Source organism: Mycoplana sp. ABR4_002, assembly GCF_056159645.1.
Window position 1 is genome coordinate 3,260,380 of sequence record NZ_JBSWVO010000001.1, and the last position, 19,464, is coordinate 3,279,843.

Here is a 19,464-nt window from a genome sequence, read left to right on the forward strand (position 1 = left end):
GCAAGCCACCCCTAATACACACGCTTGACATTTGCGCGATCGCTGGCAGTTCTTGCAGCCATGAGGGGAAGGGTCGACCATCGGGCCATTGTGGCACTGCCGCTTGCCCTCGCCCTGGGCCTGGCGACGGCCCAGGGCGAGCCGATCCCGCGTGCCTCGCCGACGGCCGGGTCCGTCATCGCCCGCAAGACCGGTGAGGAAGTCCGGTTCTACGACGTCAGCAACTGGCACCATGTCGATCTCAATCAGGATCTGCTGACCGGCGACGAACTGCGCACCAATGCGGTGGGGCAGCTGGCGATTCTGTTCGCCGACAACACCCAGGTCCGCCTCGGCCGCAATTCCACGTTAAGGGTCAGGCAGATGGGCGCCACCGGCGACACCGTGCTGGACCTCGAGAGCGGCACCATCTGGGCGCGCGCCCAGCGTGGCGGCCAGGGCCTCACGGTGGAGACGCCGGCCGCGGCGGCGGCAATCCGCGGCACCGACTGGTCGCTGTCGGTGGACGGCGACACCACCTCGCTGGTGGTACTCGAAGGCACGGTCGAGCTGGCCAACCCGCAAGGCAGCGTTCAGGTCGTGCAGGGCGAAGCCGCCGTGGCCCGCATCGGCCAGGCGCCGCAGAAGGTCATATTCGTCAACTCCGACGACCGCGAGCAGATGCTGTTCTATCTGTCGGTGCGCGATGCCTTCATGTTCATGCCGGCCTCGCCGCTGAAGGTAAAGGACATGCGGCACGCCATCGATCGCATCGAGGCCGTCCCCGAGCAGCGTCGCAGCGCCGAGGACTGGCTGACGCTCGCCGAGGCCCAGCTGACGCTCGAGGGCCGCCAGAAGGCGCTCGCCTCGCTCGACCGCGCCAGGACGATGAAGCGTTCCAAGGCGCAGAGGGCACGGGTCGATTTCATCGACGGCCTGGTCGCCGGTGCCGAACGCCGCTTCGACGCCGCCGCCCGCCTCTTCGCCCGTGCCCGACCCGGACTGGACGCAAGGCGCGGCAGCGTCGCGGATTACGGCGGCTATTTCGCCCGTGCGATGGTCAATCCGGACCGGCTGGAGAAGGGCCCGCGAAACGTTACCGGCCCCTACGGCGCCTTCACCAGGGCCTACGCCGCCGGCTTCCTGGAAAACATCCGCGCCGCCCTCGACATCATCAAGCAGGCGGAGAAGGATTACCCGGACGATCCGACGCTGCCGGCTTACCGCGCCTACATCGCGCTGTTCCTGAACGATCGCGAGCAGATGAAGGAGGCGATGGAACGGGCGTTGTCGCTCGATCCCGATCACCCGGTCGCTCTGCAGGCGCGCGCCCGCTACCACGGCGACATCCAGGGCAATGTCGATGCGGCGATCGCCGATCTCAACGCGGCCCTGGCCATTGCGCCGGGCTCGAGCGATCTGTGGAACGACCTCGGCCTGGCGGAGCAGGCGCGTGGCGACACGCAGTCGGCCGAGCGGGCCCTGAGGCGGGCGATCGAACTTGATCCGGAGGGCGCGGTCTCGCGCTCCAACCTCGCCATCCTCTACCTCGACCAGGACCGGGTGCGCCTGGCCAAGCAGGAGATCGACCGCGTCATGTCGCTCGATCCCGGCTTCGACCTCGCCCTGATCGCGCGCGGCCGCTACCATCTGGCGACCGGCCAGCTGGAAAAGGCGACCGAGGACCTGCTCGCCGGCACTGTCGCCAATCCGGCCTATGCGCAGGGCCAGTTGCTTCTGGCGGTGGCGCATCAGGAGCAGCGCAATCGCGAAGCCGCGCGGCAGGCGCTCGACAACGCCGACAGGCTCGACCCGAACGATCCGGTGATCCCCTCGTTCAGGGCGAGCGTCGCGATCGACGACTACGACGCCAGCGGAGCCATCGCGGCGGCGCATGAGTACATGCGGAGGCTGCGTGCCCGCGGTGGGCAATACGAGACCCTCAGCTTCAACCACGACGCGGGATCGACGCTCAACAACGCCTTCCGCCTGCAGGGGCTGAACGCCTGGGGCCAGTACTACGGCGACCTGACCTTCAGCCCGTTCACCGGCACGTCCTACATCGACCAGACACTGCACGGCAGCGTCAATCCGTTCCTGAACGCCTATCTCTATGGCGGGGACGGCATCGAGCCGACCCAGAACAGGACGACCTTCTCGTCGTTCATGCAGGGCCTGCTCTACGACCCGCACATGCTCGCGGGGCCGTCGGCCCGCCCCTACTACGTCCGCTACCCCTTCGCCGAGGTCGAGCTCGGCTACGGCATCTCGACCAATGACGGCGACTCCCGGCCGATCTACCAGGGGAGCTGGCAGAGCTTCAGCAACCTGCCCTTCCCGGTCAGCACCTATGTGGACCTGGAATGGATCAAGACGCCGTTCGACGGCACCAGCGCCATTCCGGCCGCCACCTACGAAGGCGAGACGGAACTGGTCAGCGGCGTCGGATATTTCACGGCATCTCCGTCTCCGGACGATCGCATCGTGGCATACGGCCAGCACTACGACAGCAAGTTCGACCTCTCCTCGGCGACCGAACTGTTTGGCTTCCCGGTCGTCATCGACCGCGACGACAGGCTTCAGGGCACCGCCGCCGGGCTTGGCTGGAGCCATACGATCAGCTTCGAGAACGTACTCAACGCTGCGTTCTTCTACGGTGATACGAAAACCACCGACAGCTTTTCGCTCGCCGGAGGAGCCCCAGCGATTTTCGAGGCTCGGCAGACAAGCTACATCGGCGCCGTCAACCACACGATCGCCACGGGCGATCTGACCTGGCGATATGGCATCGAGGGCGGCATCGTCGACTTCCGCTATGCCCAGACGCCCGCGGCCGACCAGACGGTCGACTACGGCAGGGCCTATGTCGATGTCCTGCATACCATCGACACGTCGCTGCTGGCCGAGTACGGCCTGTTTGGGACTTATGCCGACGGCGACACCGTGGACACGAGGCGGGTCGATCCCCGTGTCGGCGTCGCCTATGCGCCGACCGACGGCCAATGGCTGCGCGCGGCCTACATCGCCCAGAGCTACGACTTCGACGTCAACACGCTGGCGCCGGTAAGCACCGTAGGGCTCCAGCCCAACCAGACCGGTCTCGGCATCGACGGGACCACCGATACGATCGCCGGGCGCTGGGACGCCGAGTGGACAGACTGGCTGTTCACGGCGGTCGATCTCCAGCACCAGGAGCTCGAGGACTTTGCGATCTCCTATCCCGCCCCGTGGCAATGGCCACTCGTGCCCGACGCGCTGGCCCTGTCCGACGGACGGATCGACCGCGCCAGCCTCACGACCAACGTGCATATCGGCAACGGCTTCGGCCTTTCCACCACGCTGGCCTTCATCGATTCGGAGAACCAGGATCCGGACAGCCGAGACGACGGCCGCGAACTGCCCTTCGTGCCGAAATGGGCCGGACAGGTCGCGCTCACCTGGGTCAGCGAGGCCAACGTCAAGGCGACGCTGGCCGCGAACTACATCGGCAAGCGCCTCGGCAACGAGTCGATCCTTCTTGACGACGGCGGCACCCCGGCCGATCCGACCGACGACATCGTGCTTGCCCCGCAGAAACTGGACGATTTCTGGACGCTCGATGCCAACGTGACCTGGGAACCGTTCGACAAGCGCTTCGAACTCACGCTCGCGGCGTTCAACCTGCTGGACGAGGACTTCGAGGTCGCGACCGGCATCCCCGGCTGGGGGCGGAGCTTCAAGGGGACGGTCAAAGTCCGGTTCTGATGGAAGAGGCTTCCAGACCAATCGCCGACAGGGTCGCGAACGGCACGCCGCACAGGCGTCGCAGGCTGCGGCTGATGCTCCTCACCATCGCCACGATCCTGATCGTCTCGGCGCTGACGCGGCTTCCGGCCTGGTCGCTGCAGGAACTGCGCAGCTTCGACTACCTCTCGACGCTCGGCGACCCGGCTCCGCCGCCGCGTGGCCCGATTGTCGTCGCCATCGACGAGCCCTCGCTCGCCGAGGTCAGCGTGCAGTGGCCATGGCCGCGCGACATCCACGCGCGCCTGATCACGGCGCTGCGCACCGCCGGCGCGAAGGCGATCGGCATGGACATCATCTTTGCCGAGCCGTCGACGCCGGCCCGCGACGCGGCGCTCGCCGCCGTGCTCGGCCCGGACGTCGTGCTGGCCGGCGACGAGAGCGTCATTGTCACCCCCCAGGCCGAACAGCTGGTGCGGACATCACCGCTGCCCATGTTCAGCGCGGCCGGCGCGTTGACCGGCATCGCCTCCATCACCCTCGACGGCGACGGCGTGTTCCGCGACCTGCCAAAATACGACGACGGCTTCGCCCGGCAGATTGCCCGCGTGGCCGGGCGCCCGCACGACCTGCCGGAGGGCGACTGGCTGATCCAGTCCTTCGGGCCCGCCCGCAGCTACCCGACCGTGTCCTACTACCAGGCGCTCGACCCGGAAAACTTCCTGCCGAAGGACATTTTCCGCGACCGGATCGTCATCGTCGGCCTCAGTCTGCAGAATGCCCCGGCCATCGACCGCGGCGGTGCCGACGCCTTCGCCACGCCCTTTACGGTCCACAGCGGCCGGCTGGTGTCGGGCGCCGAGATCCAGGCGACAATCCTCGACAACATCGCCAGCGGCACCGCCATACGACCGGCTGCGCCGCCGCTCATGCTGGCGGGCATCGCGCTTTCCGCACTGCTCGCCTCGTTTGCGGTCTGGCGTTCCACCGGCTGGCAGACCGTGGCGATCACGGCGGCAGCCATGCTCGCGCTCGCCGCGGTCGGCTTCTTCCTCATCCGCCAGGTGCATCTCTTCGTTTCACCGCTCGCACCGGCGCTCGCCTTCGTCGCTGTCGCGGTCGGTCAGGCGGCGTTCGACTATGCCGACGAACGGCGCAACCGCAAGCAGATCACCCGCGCCTTCTCGCGCTACCTTTCGCCGGCGCTGGTCGAGCGGCTCGCCCGCGACCCGTCGCAACTGCGCCTCGGCGGAGAGCGACGCACGCTCTCCATCCTCTTTTGCGACGTACGGGGCTTCACCACCATCGCCGAGACGATGAAGGACGATCCCGAGCAACTGACGACGCTGATCAATCGCCTGCTGACGCCGCTGTCGGACATCGTGCTCGGCCATGGCGGGACGATCGACAAATACATCGGCGACTGCCTGATGGCGTTCTGGAACGCCCCGCTCGACGACGACGACCATGCCAACCAGGCCGTTGCCGCGGCCATCGACATGCTTGCCTGCATGGAGACGCTGAACGACGAACTCATCCGCGAGTCGACCGAACGCGGCACCGACTACCATCCGCTGCGCATCGGCATCGGCATCAACACCGGCGACTGCGTTGTCGGGAACATGGGCTCGTCGCAGCGGTTCGACTATTCGGTGCTCGGAGACGCGGTCAATCTCGCCGCGCGGCTCGAGGGCGCGTCGAAGAACTATGGCGTACCGCTTCTCATCGGCGAGGGCACGGCCCTGCTCGCCAGCCGCTTCACCTGCCTGGAACTGGACCGGATCACGGTGAAGGGACGCACCACAGCCTCGCCCGTCTTCACGGCGCTGTCCGCCGTTCCGCCCGAACTTGCGGCGAAGCATCAGCGGTTGATCGCCTCCCGCTATGCCGGCAGGCTGGACGCGGGCAACCCGATCATCGACGAACTGGTCGCCGGCCTGCCGGCCCTTTCGCTCTATTACGAGATGGTGCGCGCGGACCTGCGCAGCAGCGGGACCTGACCCGCACGTTGGTTGACTCCGACGCGCAAAGCTTCAAGAGTGAGCGGCAAAGAGCCTGGCAGCATCTGGAGGAGATCCATCTATGCGTGCATTCCTTGGCTTCTCCACACTCTTCCTCACCATCGCGGCGGCCATCCTTCCCGGCGAGGCAGCGGAGACGCAGCGCTCGATCGTCACGACGGAGAATGCCGACTATTTCGGCTTCGACCTGCGGACCGTGCAGGGCGTGACGCTGGACCAGTGCAAGGACCGCTGCATTGACGACCTGTCCTGCCGCGCCTTCACCTACAATCCGAAGACAAGAGGGTGCGTTCTCAAGTCCGACTTCAACTTGCTGACCCCGTTCCCGGGCGCCATTGCCGGCAAGATCGCGCTCACCGACGGCGAGCCGGACATCGGCGCCGCACCCGTTCTCGATTTCCTTCCAGCAGCGTCGAGGGACGAGGCGCGTGCGCTCAAGTCCAGCCTGACGCTGCTGAGCGCGCAGGAGGGCCAGGGTGCGGAAAGTCTCGCCTCGCTCGGCCGCATCGAAGCCGCCTCCGGCCGCATCGCCGAGGCGCTCGACGCGTTCAAGGGCGCGCTGTCGCTGGCTCCCGACGACCACCATCTCTGGATCGAGATGGCGCAGGCGGCCGCGGAAGCGACCGACAATGCCTATCTCAGCGGTCAGGGGCCTCTGGCGGCGTTGAACGCCTACTGGCTGACCCGGACGGCCCCCAGTCGGGCGCAGGCGCTCGCGGTGCTCGCCGAAGCGCTGGACAAGGCGGCCGCCTACCGCGCCGCCCTGAACGCCTACAAGGCCAGCTTGGCACTCGTCGACGATGCGGCCGTGCGCACCGCCTATCTCGACCTGAAGGCCCGCCGGGGCTTTCGCCTCGTCCAGCATACCGTCGATTCCGACAGCGTCAGCCCGCGCGCCTGCGTGCAGCTCTCCGAGCCGCTGGTGCGTTTCGGCGCCGACTACGGCAGCTTCGTGACGGTGGACGGGCGTGCGCCGGCGGCGGTCGAGGCGAAGGACAGCCAGGTCTGCGTCGAGGGGCTGGACCATGGCCGGCGCTACCGGATCGTCCTGCGACCGGGCCTGCCGTCATCGGTCGGCGAAATCCTGGAAGCCCCGGTCGAACTAGACGTCTATGTCCCGGACCGGGGCCCGAGCGTCCGTTTCACCGGCGACAGTTTCGTCCTGCCGGCAACGGCGCGGCGCGGCATCCCGCTGGTCTCGGTCAACACCGACACAGCCGACCTGAAGCTTTATCGCATCGGCGATCGCAACATCGCCTCGCTGCTCACCGGCTCCCAGTTCCTGACCCAGCTCGACGGCTATGGCGCAGGTCAGATCGAGCGCGAGATGGGCGAACTCGTCTGGGAGGGCCAGATCGAGATGGAGCGCGACCTGAACAGGGACGTCGTCACCTCCTTTCCCGTCGACGAGGCGCTGCCGCAGCGCCAACCGGGCATTTACGCGCTGACGGCGGAAGCCGCGAGTGGGCCGAAGCGAGACTGGGATGCGAGGGCCACCCAATGGTTCCTCGTCTCCGACATCGGCCTGTCGACCTTCGCCGGCACCGACGGGCTGCACGTGTTCGCGCGCGCCCTCGGAACCGCCGCGCCGATGGCCGGGGTGGAACTGCAACTGCTGGCGCGCAACAACGAGATCCTCGGCACCGCGACAACCGACAAAGACGGCCGCGCCACCTTCACCGCCGGTCTCATGCGCGGCACGGCGGCGATGATGCCGGCCGTGCTGACGGCGCGCAACGGCGCATCCGACTACGTTTTTCTCGACATGACCCGGGCCGGCTTCGATCTCTCCGACCGCGGCGTCACCGGCCGGCCGGCGCCCGGCGCGATCGACATCTTCGCCTGGACCGAGCGCGGCATCTACCGCGCCGGCGAAACGGTGCATGCCGCCGCGCTCGCCCGTGACGTCGCGGCCAGGGCCATCGACGGCCTGCCGCTGACCTTCGTCGTCAGTCGGCCCGACGGCGTCGAGGACCGCCGCATCGTCAGCGCCGACGGCAGGCTCGGCGGCCACATGGTCGACTATCCGATCCAGCCGAACGCGATGCGCGGCACATGGACCATGCAGATCCATGCCGATCCGAAGGCGCCGGCGATCGGCGATGAGACCTTTCTGGTCGACGACTTCGTGCCCGACCGCATCGAATTCGACCTCGCCAGCGCCGCGACAGAGATCGTCGCCGGCACGCCGGCCACGATCACCGTCGACGGCCGCTACCTCTACGGCGCGCCCGCTGCCGGCCTCGGCATCGAGGGCGAGGTCGCCCTCAGACCGACGCGCACAAGCGAGCACTTCAACGGCTACGTCTTTGGCCTCGAGGACGAGGAGGCGATCGAGGAGAACCGGGTGCCTCTGGACGGTCTCGAGCCGCTCGATCCGGACGGCGGGGCGAGTTTCGCGGTCGACATCGGCGAACGCCCGGCGACGACGCAGCGGCTCGACGCCGTCATCGCGGTGCGCATGCGCGAGGCCGGCGGCCGCGCCGTCGAGCGCTCGCTGACGCTGCCGCTCCGGCCAGACGGCCCGATGATCGGGATCAGGCCGGCGGCAAGCGGCAGCGTGCCGGAGAATTCGACCGCCCGCTTCCACGTGATCGTCGCCGGCCCCGACGGCGGCCGCCAGGCGATGCAGGGCCTGTCCTGGAAGCTCCTGAGCGTGCAGCGCGACTACCAGTGGTACCGCGACGGCTCGTCCTGGCGCTATGAACCGATCCTGTCGACGAAGCTGATAGAGGCGGGAACGATCGACGTCGCGGGCAACGGCGCCGACCTTGCCGTACCTGTGACCTGGGGGCGCTACCGGCTGGAGGTCGAGACGGCGGCGGCCGATGGTCCGGCGTCGAGCGTCGAGTTCGAGGCCGGCTGGTATGTCGAGGCGACCTCGACCGAGACTCCCGACGCGCTGGAGATCGCCCTCGACAAGGAGAGCTACAGCATCGGGGAGACGGCCAAGCTGAAGGTCTCGTCCCGCCATGCCGGCGAACTGCTGGTCACAAACGGCACGGACAACCTGATTTCCGCAAGCACCGCCTCGATCGGCGAGAACGGCGGCGAGGTCGAGATCCCCGTGACCGCCGACTGGGGAGCCGGCGCCTATGTCACCGCCACGCTGTACCGGCCCGGCGAGGCGCGGGAAAGCCGCATGCCGATGCGGGCGATCGGCGTCAAATGGCTGAAGGTCGACCCGGCCGGCCGCCAGCTGGGCGTGCAGTTGGATCTGCCGGACAAGGCATTGCCGCGCCGCCCGCTCGACATCTCGGTTTCCGTCGCCGGCGCCGGCGCCGAGGAGGAGGCCTATGTCACGGTTGCCGCCGTCGATGTCGGCATCCTCAATCTCACCCGCCACGAGCCGCCTGACCCGGACGGCTGGTATTTCGGCCAGCGTCGCCTGGGGCTGGAGATTCGCGACCTCTACGGCCGGCTGATCGATGGCTCGCTCGGCGCCACCGGCCGCCTCCGCACCGGCGGCGACGGCGGGCAGATGGCGCTGCAAGGCAGCCCTCCGACGCAGAAGCTGGTGGCGTTCTTCTCCGGCCCGCTCAAGCTCGATGCGGACGGAAAGGCCAAGGTCTCCTTCGATATGCCGCAGTTCAACGGCACCGCGCGGGTGATGGCCGTCGCCTGGTCGAAAGACGGGATCGGCCACGGCACGGCGGACGTAATCGTCCGCGATCCGCTCGTCGTCACCGCCAGCCTGCCGAAGTTCCTCGCCCCCGGCGACCGCTCCAACCTGAGGCTCGACATCGCCAACACCGACGCGCCCGCCGGCGCCTACCGGCTCGCCGTTTCCCACAATGCCGCCGTGCTGGTCGAGCAGACCGGCGCTGCGCAGACGGTGCATCTGGACGCTGGCGGCAAGACCAGCCTGACCCTGCCGCTTGTCGGCGGAGAGGCCGGCGGCGGCGTGCTTACCTTGGCCCTGTCGAGCGAGGCGGGCCAGAACTGGGAACAGTCGCTCGATGTCCCGGTTCGCCCAGCGACACAGCCCATCACGAGCAGGCGTGTGCTCGAGCTTGCCGCCGGCGCAAGCCTGACGATCGACGACCAGCTTCTGGCCGACAGCATCCTCGGCGGAGCCTCGGTCGCGCTCAATGTCTCGCGGTCCGCGGCCTTCGACGTCCCGGCGCTGTTGATGGCGCTTGACCGCTATCCCTACGGCTGCACCGAGCAGACGACCAGCCGCGCGCTGCCGCTGCTCTATCTCAGCGAACTGTCGAAGGACAGCGGCCTGCCCGACGACGAGGCGGCGCGCAAGCGCGTGCAGGAAGCGATCTACCGGGTGCTGGCCTACCAGTCCTCGTCCGGCAGCTTCGGCCTGTGGGGACCCGGCTACGGCGACCTGTGGCTCGACGCCTATGTCGGCGACTTCCTGACGCGCGCCCGCGAGCAGAAGTTCGAGGTGCCGGACCAGGCGATGGTGCAGGCGCTCGACAATCTCCAGAACGCGCTGTCCTATGACAACAACGTCAAGGACAGGGGGAACGAAATCGCCTACGCCCTCTACGTGCTGGCGCGCAACCGCAAGGCCGCGATCAGCGACCTGCGCTACTACGCCGATGCGCGCCTGTCCGAGTTCCCGACGCCGCTGGCGAAGGCGCACATCGCTGCAGCACTGGCGCTCTATGGCGATCCGCAGCGCTCCGGGCAGATCTTCGCCGAGGCGCTGCGCATGTCGGCCGACGTCACCAATGTCAGCCTGGCGCGGTCGGACTACGGCTCGGCGCTGCGCGACGGCGCTGCCGTGCTTGCCCTTGCCGCCGAAGGCAGGCCGGCGCCGGCGATCATCCCGGAACTCGCCAAGGTCGTCGCGGGCGAATGGGAGCGCAAGGCCTACACCAGCACCCAGGAGCAGGCCTGGATGCTGCTCGCCGCGCGCGCGATCGCGAACGAGGACGAAACGCTACGGTTCGAGGTCAACGGCTTCGATCGCAAGGGCCGCATCGCCGCGCGGATGAGCGGCGAGGACCTACAGACCACGCCGGTGACGATTGTCAACCGCGGCGACGAGCCCGTCACCGCCGTGCTGACCACGGTGGCTGCGCCGGCGCAGCCGCTTCCGGCCGGGGGCGACGGCTTTGCGATCGAAAGGGCCTACTACACGCTCGACGGCCAGCCGGCGACGATCTCCGAGGCCCGGCAGAACGAGCGCTACGTGGTCGTGCTGAAGGTGACGGAAGACAATCCCTGGCAGGCGCGTGTGCTGATCACCGACCTGCTGCCGGCCGGGCTGGAGATCGACAATCCGAGCCTCGTCGGCAGCGCCGATCTCGCCAACTTCGAATGGATCGGCGATGTGCAGGCGGCCCATGCCGAATTCCGCAGCGACCGCTTCGTTGCCGCCTTCGACCGGCCGGCCAATGCCGGGGACGGCATCACGCTCGCCTATGTCGTGCGCGCGGTGACGCCGGGGACCTATGACCACCCGGCCGCAACCGTCGAGGACATGTACCGGCCGCAGTTCTCCGCCCGTACGGCAACGGGCCGGATGCAGGTGGTCGCCGAGTAGGGAGGACGTTCGTGTCACGGCTCGGCAAGGCCATGCTGGCGCTTCTGGGCGGCGCGCTCCTGTGCACCGCGCTGCTGCACGTGGCCAATCGCCTTGACCATGCCTACCCGCCGCCGCTCGAGCACGCGATGGACGTTTCGCCTGAGGTGGTCGATGCGGACGGCAGGCTCTTGCGCGCCTTCGCCACCGCCGACGGACTCTGGCGGCTGCCGACTGCGGTGAAGGATGTCGATCCCCGCTTCGTCCGCATGCTGATCACCTACGAGGACCAGCGCTTCCACGACCACAATGGTGTTGATCCGCTGGCGCTGCTGCGAGCCGCGGCGCAGTTTGCCGGCAATGGCCGGATCGTCTCCGGCGCCTCGACGCTGTCGATGCAGGTCGCCCGCCTGATCGAGCCGCGCCACGGACGCTCCGTGCTGTCCAAGCTGAAGCAGATCGCCCGGGCGCTCCAGATCGAGCGGAGGCTGAGCAAGGCCGAGATTCTCGAGCTCTACCTCACCCGCGCGCCCTATGGCGGCAATCTGGAAGGCGTGCGCGCGGCCAGCCTGGCCTACTTCGGCAAGGAGCCGCGGCGACTGTCGGTCGCCGAGGCCGCCCTCCTCGTCGCCTTGCCGCAGTTGCCCGAACGCCGTCGGCCCGACCGCTTTGCCGGGGAAGCCGAAGCGGCCCGGCAACGTGTGCTCGCACGAATGGCCGTCTCGGCCGTCATCGGCGAGGGCGAAGCGGAGCGGGCCACGGCGGAAGACGTCCCCGACCGCCGGCGGCAACTTCCCGCCTTCGCCCCGCACGTGGCCGAACGCGCCCTGCGCCGCACACCCGGCCAACAGCGCCACACGACGACGATCCGGCGCGAGGTGCAGCAGGCGCTGGAGGCGGTCGCCCGCGATGCCGCGGCACGGCTCGGCCCAAAACTGTCCGTCGCCATGCTGATGGCGGACGCGAAAACCGGTGCAATCGTCGGCAGCGTCGGCTCGGCCGACTATTTCGATGCCGCCCGCGCCGGCTGGATCGACATGACCCGCACCGACCGCTCGCCCGGATCCGCCCTCAAGCCGTTCATCTACGGGCTCGCCTTCGAGGAGGGGCTGGTGGCGCAGGAAACGATCGTCGAGGACCGCCCGGCCGACTTCTTCGGCTACCGGCCGCGCAATTTCGACATGAGCTACCAGGGTGACGTCAGTGTGCGGCAGGCATTGCAGCTTTCGCTCAACGTCCCTGCGGTGCGCCTGCTCGACGCCGTCGGCCCGACCCGGCTGATGGTGCGGCTGCGCCGCGCCGACGTCGGGCTTTCGCTGCCTGTGGGCGAGGCCCCCGGCCTGGCGATCGGCCTTGGCGGCGCCGGCATCACGCTGCGGGACCTTGTCCAGCTCTACGCCGCGCTTGCCGGCGAGGGGCGGGTCATCAGACTCGGCGATGGCGTCGACCGGGCGTCGGCCGCGCCAGACGGCGCGTCGCTGCTCGATCCGGTCGCCGCCTGGAACGTCACCGACACGCTTTCTGCGGTTTTGCCCCCGCGCGGCAGCCGCAGGCTCGGCATCGCCTACAAGACCGGAACCAGCTACGGCTACCGTGACGCCTGGTCGGTCGGCTATGACGGCCGCCATGTGCTGGGCGTCTGGGTCGGCCGCGCCGACAATGCCGCCGTTCCCGGCCTGACCGGCTACGACGCCGCTGCGCCGATCCTGTTCGAGGCTTTCGCCAGGTCGGGGGTGGCCATCACCCCGCTGCCGCGGCCCCCGGCCGGCGCGGTGCGACTTGCCCAGTCGGAACTACCGGTCGGGCTGCGCCGCTTCGCCCGCACCGCCAGCGGACTGGTGGCGGCCAGTGCGCGCGAGCCGCCGCCGCAGATCGTCTATCCGCCGGAGGGAGCGCACGTGGCGCTCGGCGCGCGCGCCGGCGGCGAGATCGCACCGCTGGCGCTGAAGCTGCAGGGCGGCCGCGCCCCGTTCCGCTGGCTCGCCAATGGCCGGATGCTGCCCGAGACGTCACGTCGACGCATCACCCAATGGGTACCCGACGGCGCCGGTTACTCGACGCTGACGGTCATCGATGCGACGGGCCGCGCGGCGAGCGTGCGCGTGTTCGTCGAGTAACCGGGCAAGCGTGCCGCCGCTATTCGGGCTCCTCTGCCGCCAGCCGCAGCAGCACCGCGCCCTCGCCGACCTGGTCACCGGCCGCCACCGGCACGGCCTCGACCAGGCCGTCACGCGGCGCCGCCAGCACCAGTTCCATCTTCATCGCCTCCATCGTCACGAGCGGATCGCCCCTGGCGACGCGTGCCCCCTCGGCCACCGAAACGAGCCGGACGAGGCCCGGCATCGGTGCGGCCACGACGTCGCCGCCGGCCTCCTCCTCGCCGTGCAGCCCGGCCGTTTCCTCCATCTGGAAGACGTGGGTCGACCCCTCCGCAAAGACCGTGATCGAGCGCCCGTCGCGGACGAGGAAGCCTTCGAGCACCCGATCGCCGAAGTCGGCCAGCACCTGCCCGTCCGGGCCGCAGCGCTGAAGGTCGAGAGAAAACCTCTCGTCTCCGATGCCGATATCGAACCGGCTTGCGCCCAATGCGGCAACCCGCACTTCCGCTGCCTGCCCCTCGTGCTCGACGAAAGCCGACTGCCAGGCCTCGCCCCAAAGGCGAAAGCCGGACAGGCGGCCCCACGGGTCGCGGCCGGCCGCGGGGGACAGGAGGTCGAGCGCGGCCAGAGCGGCCAGCGCCACGACCCTCGCTCCCGGCGCCGGGTTCGGCAGCAACGTTGTCGCAGACCGCTCGATCAGGCCGGTATCGACGTCGCCGGCAGCGAAGTTCGGCTCCCGGCACAGCCGCTCGAGGAAGCCCGTATTGGTGGTAAGACCGGCGATGCGGCATTGGCCCAACGCGCCGGCGAGCCGTCCGAGCGCCTCGGTGCGGTCGGCGCCATGGGCGATGACCTTGGCGATCATCGGATCGTAGAAGGCGGAGATCTCGTCGCCGGCCCGCACGCCGGCATCGACACGGACACCGCCCGGCACATCGAACCGCACCAGCCGTCCGGTGGCCGGCAGGAAATCACGCGCGGGGTTCTCCGCATAAATCCGTGCCTCGAAGGCCCAGCCGTCGATCGACAGTTCCGCCTGCGACTTCGGCAGCGGCTCGCCCGCCGCCACCCGCAGTTGCCATTCGACCAGGTCGAGCCCGGTGACCGCCTCCGTCACCGGATGCTCGACCTGCAAACGGGTGTTCATCTCCATGAAGAAGAATCGGTCCACTCGCAGCCCTTCGGAGACGTCGGCGATGAACTCCACCGTCCCCGCGCCACTGTAGCCGATCGCCTCTGCCGCGCGTACCGCCGCCGTGCCCATTGCTGTGCGCATTTCGGCGCTCATGCCCGGTGCCGGCGCCTCCTCGATCACCTTCTGGTGGCGGCGCTGCGCCGAGCAGTCGCGCTCGAACAGGTGCACGGCGTTGCCGTGCCGGTCGCCGAAAACCTGCACCTCGATGTGTCGCGGCTTGGCCATGTATTTTTCGACCAGCACCCGGCCGTCGCCGAAGGAGGCTTCCGCCTCGCGCCGCGCGCTGGCCAGGGCCGCTGCGAAATCCCGGCTGCCGTCGACCCGGCGCATGCCCTTGCCGCCGCCGCCCGCCCGCGCCTTGATCAGCACCGGGTAGCCGATCGCCTCGGCCTCGGTCGCAAGGAACGCCGGATCCTGGTTCTCGCCGTGATAGCCGGGCACCACCGGCACGCCTGCCTGCTCCATCAGCGCCTTGGCGGCGTCCTTCAGGCCCATCGCCCGGATCGCCTTCGCCGAGGGACCGATAAAGACGAGACCGGCGGCCTCGACCGCTTCGACGAACTCCGGATTCTCCGACAAAAAGCCGTAACCAGGATGGACCGCCTCGGCGCCGCTCAACTTGCAGGCAGCGATGATCGCATCGGCGTTAAGGTAGCTGCGCGCCGCCTCGGCCGGGCCGACGCGAAACGCCTCGTCGGCCTGTTGTACATGCAGCGAGCGGCGGTCGGCATCGGAATAGATGGCGGCCGTGGCGATGCCGAGCTTTCTCGCCGTGCGGATGATGCGGCAGGCAATCTCGCCGCGATTGGCGATCAGAATCTTCTTGAACATGCTCTTTTCCGGTTATTGCGCCGCGACGGCCTCGACCTCGAGTAGCCAGCGGTCGTCGAATATGCCGCAGATCACGACGGTCAGTGCCGGGTTGACCGCGCCGAGGTACTCGCTGCGGACTTCGCGGTTAGCGACGGCGAACTGGCGGTCGGCAAGGTACATCGTCACCTTGACGAGGTCGGCCTTGTCCATCCCCGCGGCCTTGAGTTGTGCATCGATGTTGCGCCAGACCTGGCGCGCCTGGGCCTCGAACCCTTCCGGCACCTTGTCGTCGGTATCGGCCGGGATCTGGCCGCTGATCAGCAGCAGCTTCCGGTAACTGTCGATCCTGACCGCCTGCGAATAGCCGCCATGCGGCGCCGGTGCATTTTTCGCGTTTACGTTTTCCCGTTCCATGATCGTCCTCCAGGGGCTGGATCTACATGCGGAAAATGCCGAACTGGGTCGGCGCGACCGGCGCATTCAGCGCCGCCGAGAGTGACAGGCCGAGCACGTCGCGCGTGCGGCGCGGATCGACGATGCCGTCGTCCCACAACCGCGCCGAGGCATAGAGCGGATGGCTCTGCCGCTCGAACATCTCGATGGTCGGCCGCTTGAACTCCGCCTCCGCCTCGACGGTCCAGCCCTGCCCGCTGCGTTCGATTGCCTCGCGGCGGACCGTGGCGAGCACGCCGGCCGCCTGCTCGCCGCCCATGACGGCGATGCGGCTGTTCGGCCAGGTCCAGAGGAAGCGCGGCGAATAGGCCCGCCCGCACATGCCGTAATTGCCGGCGCCATAGGAGCCGCCGATCAGCAGGGTGATCTTCGGCACTCCCACGGTCGCGACCGCGGTGACCAGCTTGGCGCCGTGCTTGGCGATGCCGTCGGCCTCGTATTTCCGCCCCACCATGAAGCCGGTGATGTTCTGCAGGAACACCAGCGGGACCCCGCGCTGGGCGCAAAGTTCGACGAAGTGCGCGCCCTTCAGCGCCGCTTCTGAGAACAGCACGCCGTTGTTGGCGAGGATCCCGACCGGCATGCCGTGCACGGCGGCGAAGCCGCAGACGAGCGTTGTGCCGTAGCGGGCCTTGAACTCGTCGAAGCGCGAGCCGTCGACGATCCGCGCGATCACCTCGCGCACGTCAAAGGGGACCTTCGTGTCCGCCGGCACGATGCCGAGAATTTCCTCCGGATCGTACAGCGGCGCCTCGCCGGCGCCTTTCTCCGGTAGCGGCGGCTTGCCGCCGTTCAGGTTGGCAGCGATTCGCCGCGCGATCGCCAGCGCCTGCCGGTCATCGCGGGCAAGGTGGTCGGCGACGCCGGAAAGCCGGGTGTGCACGTCGCCGCCGCCGAGATCCTCGGCACTGACCACCTCACCGGTCGCCGCCTTGACCAGCGGCGGTCCGGCGAGAAAGATCGTGCCCTGGTTCTGCACGATCACGGTTTCGTCGCTCATCGCCGGCACATAGGCGCCGCCGGCGGTGCAACTGCCCATCACGACCGCGATCTGCGGGATACCCTTGGACGACATCTGCGCCTGATTGTAGAAGATTCGGCCGAAATGGTCCCGGTCGGGGAACACCTCGTCCTGGTTCGGCAGGTTGGCGCCGCCGGAATCGACGAGATAGATGCAGGGCAGCCGGTTCTGCTCGGCGATCTCCTGCGCCCGCAGGTGCTTCTTCACCGTGATCGGATAATAGGTCCCGCCCTTAACGGTCGCGTCGTTGCACACGATCATGCACTCGCGCCCCGACACGCGGCCGATGCCGGCGATCATGCCGCCACCCGGCGAGGCTCCGTCATAGACGTCGTGCCCCGCCACCAGTCCGATTTCCAGGAATGGCGAACCGGGGTCGAGCAATTGCGCCACCCGGTCGCGCGGCAGCAGCTTGCCGCGGCCGAGATGACGCTCCCGCGCCTTCGCTCCGCCCCCCTCGAAGGCGACCCCGGCGGCCGCTTCCGCGGTCGCGATCGCCGACAGCATCGCCGCGCGGTTGGCGGCGAAGGCCTCGCCGCGCGGCGAGACGTTCGTGCGCAGCACCGCCATTACGCCGTTTCCCCGAAGATTTCGCGACCGATCAGCATGCGCCGGATTTCCGAGGTGCCGGCGCCAATCTCGTAAAGCTTGGCGTCGCGCAGCAGCCGTCCGGTCGGATAGTCGTTGATGTAGCCGTTGCCGCCGAGCGCCTGGATCGCCTGCAGCGCCTGCTGTGTCGCCTGCTCGGCCGCATAGAGGATGCAGCCGGCGGCGTCCTTGCGGGTCGTCTCGCCGCGGTCGCAAGCGGCAGCTACGGCATAGACATAGGCGCGGGCGGAATTGAGGGCGACATACATGTCGGCCACCTTGCCCTGCAGGAACTGGAACTCGCCGATCGGCCGCTCGAACTGCTTGCGCTCGTGCACATAGGGTACGACGACGTCGAGGCAGGCGGCCATGATACCGAGCGGTCCACCGGACAGCACCACGCGCTCATAGTCGAGGCCGGACATCAGCACGTTGACGCCGCGCCCCTCCCCGCCCATCACGTTCTCGGCCGGCACCTCGCAATCGGCGAACACCAGTTCGCAGGTGTTGGAGCCGCGCATGCCGAGCTTGTCGAGCTTCTGTGCCGTGGAAAAGCCCTTGAAACCCTTCTCCACCAGGAAGGCGGTGATGCCGCGCGGGCCGGCGTCGGGATCGGTCTTGGCATAGACGACCAGCACGTCGGCGTCCGGCCCGTTGGTGATCCACATCTTGTTACCGTTCAGTACGTAGCGGTCGCCGCGCTTCTCCGCGCGCAGTTTCATCGACACGACATCGGAGCCGGCGCCCGGCTCGGACATGGCGAGCGCGCCGACATGCTCGCCGGAAATCAGCTTGGGCAGATATCTCGCCCGCTGCGCGTCCGAGCCGTTGCGCGTGATCTGGTTGACGCAGAGATTGGAATGGGCGCCGTAGCTGAGCCCGACCGAGGCCGAGGCGCGGCTGATCTCTTCCATGGCGACACAATGGGCGAGATAGCCCATCGCGACCCCGCCGAACTCCTCCGCAGCGGTTACGCCGAGCAGGCCGAGCTCGCCCATCTGGCGCCACAGCGACAGCGGAAAGGCATTGCTGCGATCGATTTCGGCCGCGATCGGCGCGATCCGGTCATTGGCGAAACGGCGCGCGCTGTCGCGCAGCGCCTCGATCTCATCGCCGAGCCCGAAGCTCATTGCGGCAGTATACATGGTCTGTCCTCCCGGGTGACGTCCGGCGCAGGCGCCGCCGATCACCCAAACGCTCGGGTGCGGCGCTGGTTGTGGTCGTTCCATCGGCCGCCTCACCCATTCGGCCGATCGGACAGCGCTCCTCCCGAAGCGCCCGCTTAGAAATAGGGTGCCATTTTCCCGTGAGGAGTGCGATCCCCATTTTATCCACGGCCTTTTTGCGCGCCAAAACCAGGAAAACCCGGGCGCGCATCGCGGTGTCATCGGGCCAGAAAAAAAGCTTCACAAAGCCTATTGACGCCGCGCCGGCTTTTGTGGTCTATGCGCCGACATCGGATGGGCGTGTAGCTCAGCGGGAGAGCACTACGTTGACATCGTAGGGGTCACAAGTTCGATCCTTGTCACGCCCACCATTCGAATTTCAAGGGCTTAGCGGGCGACCGCTGAGCCCTTTTCCTTTTGGCGCCCGCCGCGGGCCCCATGATCGGGAGGATCAACACCATGAGGATCGGCGCCGCCGCCACCCGCCCGGAAGACCGTTTCCACGAGGCGATGCTGGCACTCTACGACGCCTGCGCCGGCCTCGGCTTTCGCCCGGTACTGTTGCGCCGCTACGTCATTCTCAACGGCGGCGTGGCCGCCGCAAAGGAACTGGTGTTCAAGCCCGGCACCACCGGGCTGGAACGGCTGGTTGATCTCGGGCGGCCGGAACTGTCGATGGAGGCGAAGATGCTATCGCCGGATTTCCAGGCGCTGTTTTCCGCAGCCGAACTGAAGGAGGCCGGCCAACGCTTGAGCCATTCCGGACGCCCGCGCTCGCGCGGTCGCCTCAGCGCTCAGCCGACGGAACGATAGCCGGGGCCGGCGCGACGGTTTCGACGCCAAGGCGGCAACGCAACGACGCAATAAACTGCCTTGCGTCGCAACGCCTCGGGTCGAACTCGCCGGTGTCCAGATGTATGA

General features: G+C 68.3%; 9 protein-coding genes and 1 tRNA gene. 6 read left to right on the forward strand and 4 right to left on the reverse strand.

The window, feature by feature from the left end; genetic code table 11:
* The first annotated feature begins 60 nt into the window (after window positions 1-60).
* The 4 genes from ACXAGF_RS15595 to pbpC all read left to right on the forward strand — a co-directional run bounded on the left by ACXAGF_RS15595 (window position 61) and on the right by pbpC (window position 13,325).
* A complete protein-coding gene (locus ACXAGF_RS15595) occupies window positions 61-3,723 on the forward strand; it encodes a FecR domain-containing protein (RefSeq protein ID WP_475018295.1) in 3,663 nt (1,220 codons plus the stop codon).
* Entirely contained in the window at window positions 3,723-5,702 is a 1,980-nt protein-coding gene (locus tag ACXAGF_RS15600) for a CHASE2 domain-containing protein (protein ID WP_475018296.1), read from the forward strand. Before ACXAGF_RS15595 ends, ACXAGF_RS15600 begins: the two co-directional genes overlap by 1 nt.
* An 82-nt stretch (window positions 5,703-5,784) precedes the next feature.
* Complete coding sequence (locus tag ACXAGF_RS15605; protein ID WP_475018297.1) at window positions 5,785-11,229, forward strand: alpha-2-macroglobulin family protein; 5,445 nt, start codon at window positions 5,785-5,787, stop codon at window positions 11,227-11,229.
* Window positions 11,230-11,261: 32 nt separating this feature from the next.
* Complete coding sequence (gene pbpC, locus ACXAGF_RS15610) at window positions 11,262-13,325, forward strand: penicillin-binding protein 1C (RefSeq protein ID WP_475019315.1); 2,064 nt, start codon at window positions 11,262-11,264, stop codon at window positions 13,323-13,325.
* Between the two features lie 19 nt (window positions 13,326-13,344).
* On the opposite strand, the gene ACXAGF_RS15615 is transcribed toward pbpC, so the two are convergent.
* The 4 genes from ACXAGF_RS15615 to ACXAGF_RS15630 are packed head-to-tail and all read right to left on the reverse strand — an operon-like array spanning window position 13,345 to window position 18,507.
* Complete coding sequence (locus tag ACXAGF_RS15615; protein WP_475018298.1) at window positions 13,345-15,333, reverse strand: acetyl/propionyl/methylcrotonyl-CoA carboxylase subunit alpha; 1,989 nt, start codon at window positions 15,331-15,333, stop codon at window positions 13,345-13,347.
* 12 nt (window positions 15,334-15,345) lie between these two features.
* Window positions 15,346-15,729, reverse strand: coding sequence for a RidA family protein (locus tag ACXAGF_RS15620; protein ID WP_475018299.1), 384 nt, complete (start codon window positions 15,727-15,729; stop codon window positions 15,346-15,348).
* Between the two features lie 22 nt (window positions 15,730-15,751).
* Window positions 15,752-17,359: a carboxyl transferase domain-containing protein gene (locus ACXAGF_RS15625; protein ID WP_475018300.1), complete on the reverse strand. Its 1,608-nt coding sequence runs from the start codon at window positions 17,357-17,359 to the stop codon at window positions 15,752-15,754.
* Window positions 17,359-18,507 carry an isovaleryl-CoA dehydrogenase gene (locus ACXAGF_RS15630; RefSeq protein ID WP_475019316.1) on the reverse strand — a complete coding sequence of 383 codons (1,149 nt, stop codon included), beginning with the start codon at window positions 18,505-18,507 and terminating at the stop codon, window positions 17,359-17,361. Before ACXAGF_RS15630 ends, ACXAGF_RS15625 begins: the two co-directional genes overlap by 1 nt.
* A gap of 332 nt (window positions 18,508-18,839) precedes the next feature.
* Here ACXAGF_RS15630 and ACXAGF_RS15635 point away from each other — a divergent pair.
* Both ACXAGF_RS15635 and ACXAGF_RS15640 read left to right on the forward strand, forming a co-directional pair.
* Window positions 18,840-18,914: transfer RNA gene (locus ACXAGF_RS15635), tRNA-Val, on the forward strand.
* An 88-nt stretch (window positions 18,915-19,002) separates the two neighbouring features.
* A complete protein-coding gene (locus tag ACXAGF_RS15640; protein WP_475018301.1) occupies window positions 19,003-19,356 on the forward strand; it encodes a hypothetical protein in 354 nt (117 codons plus the stop codon).
* Window positions 19,357-19,464: the final 108 nt, after the last annotated feature.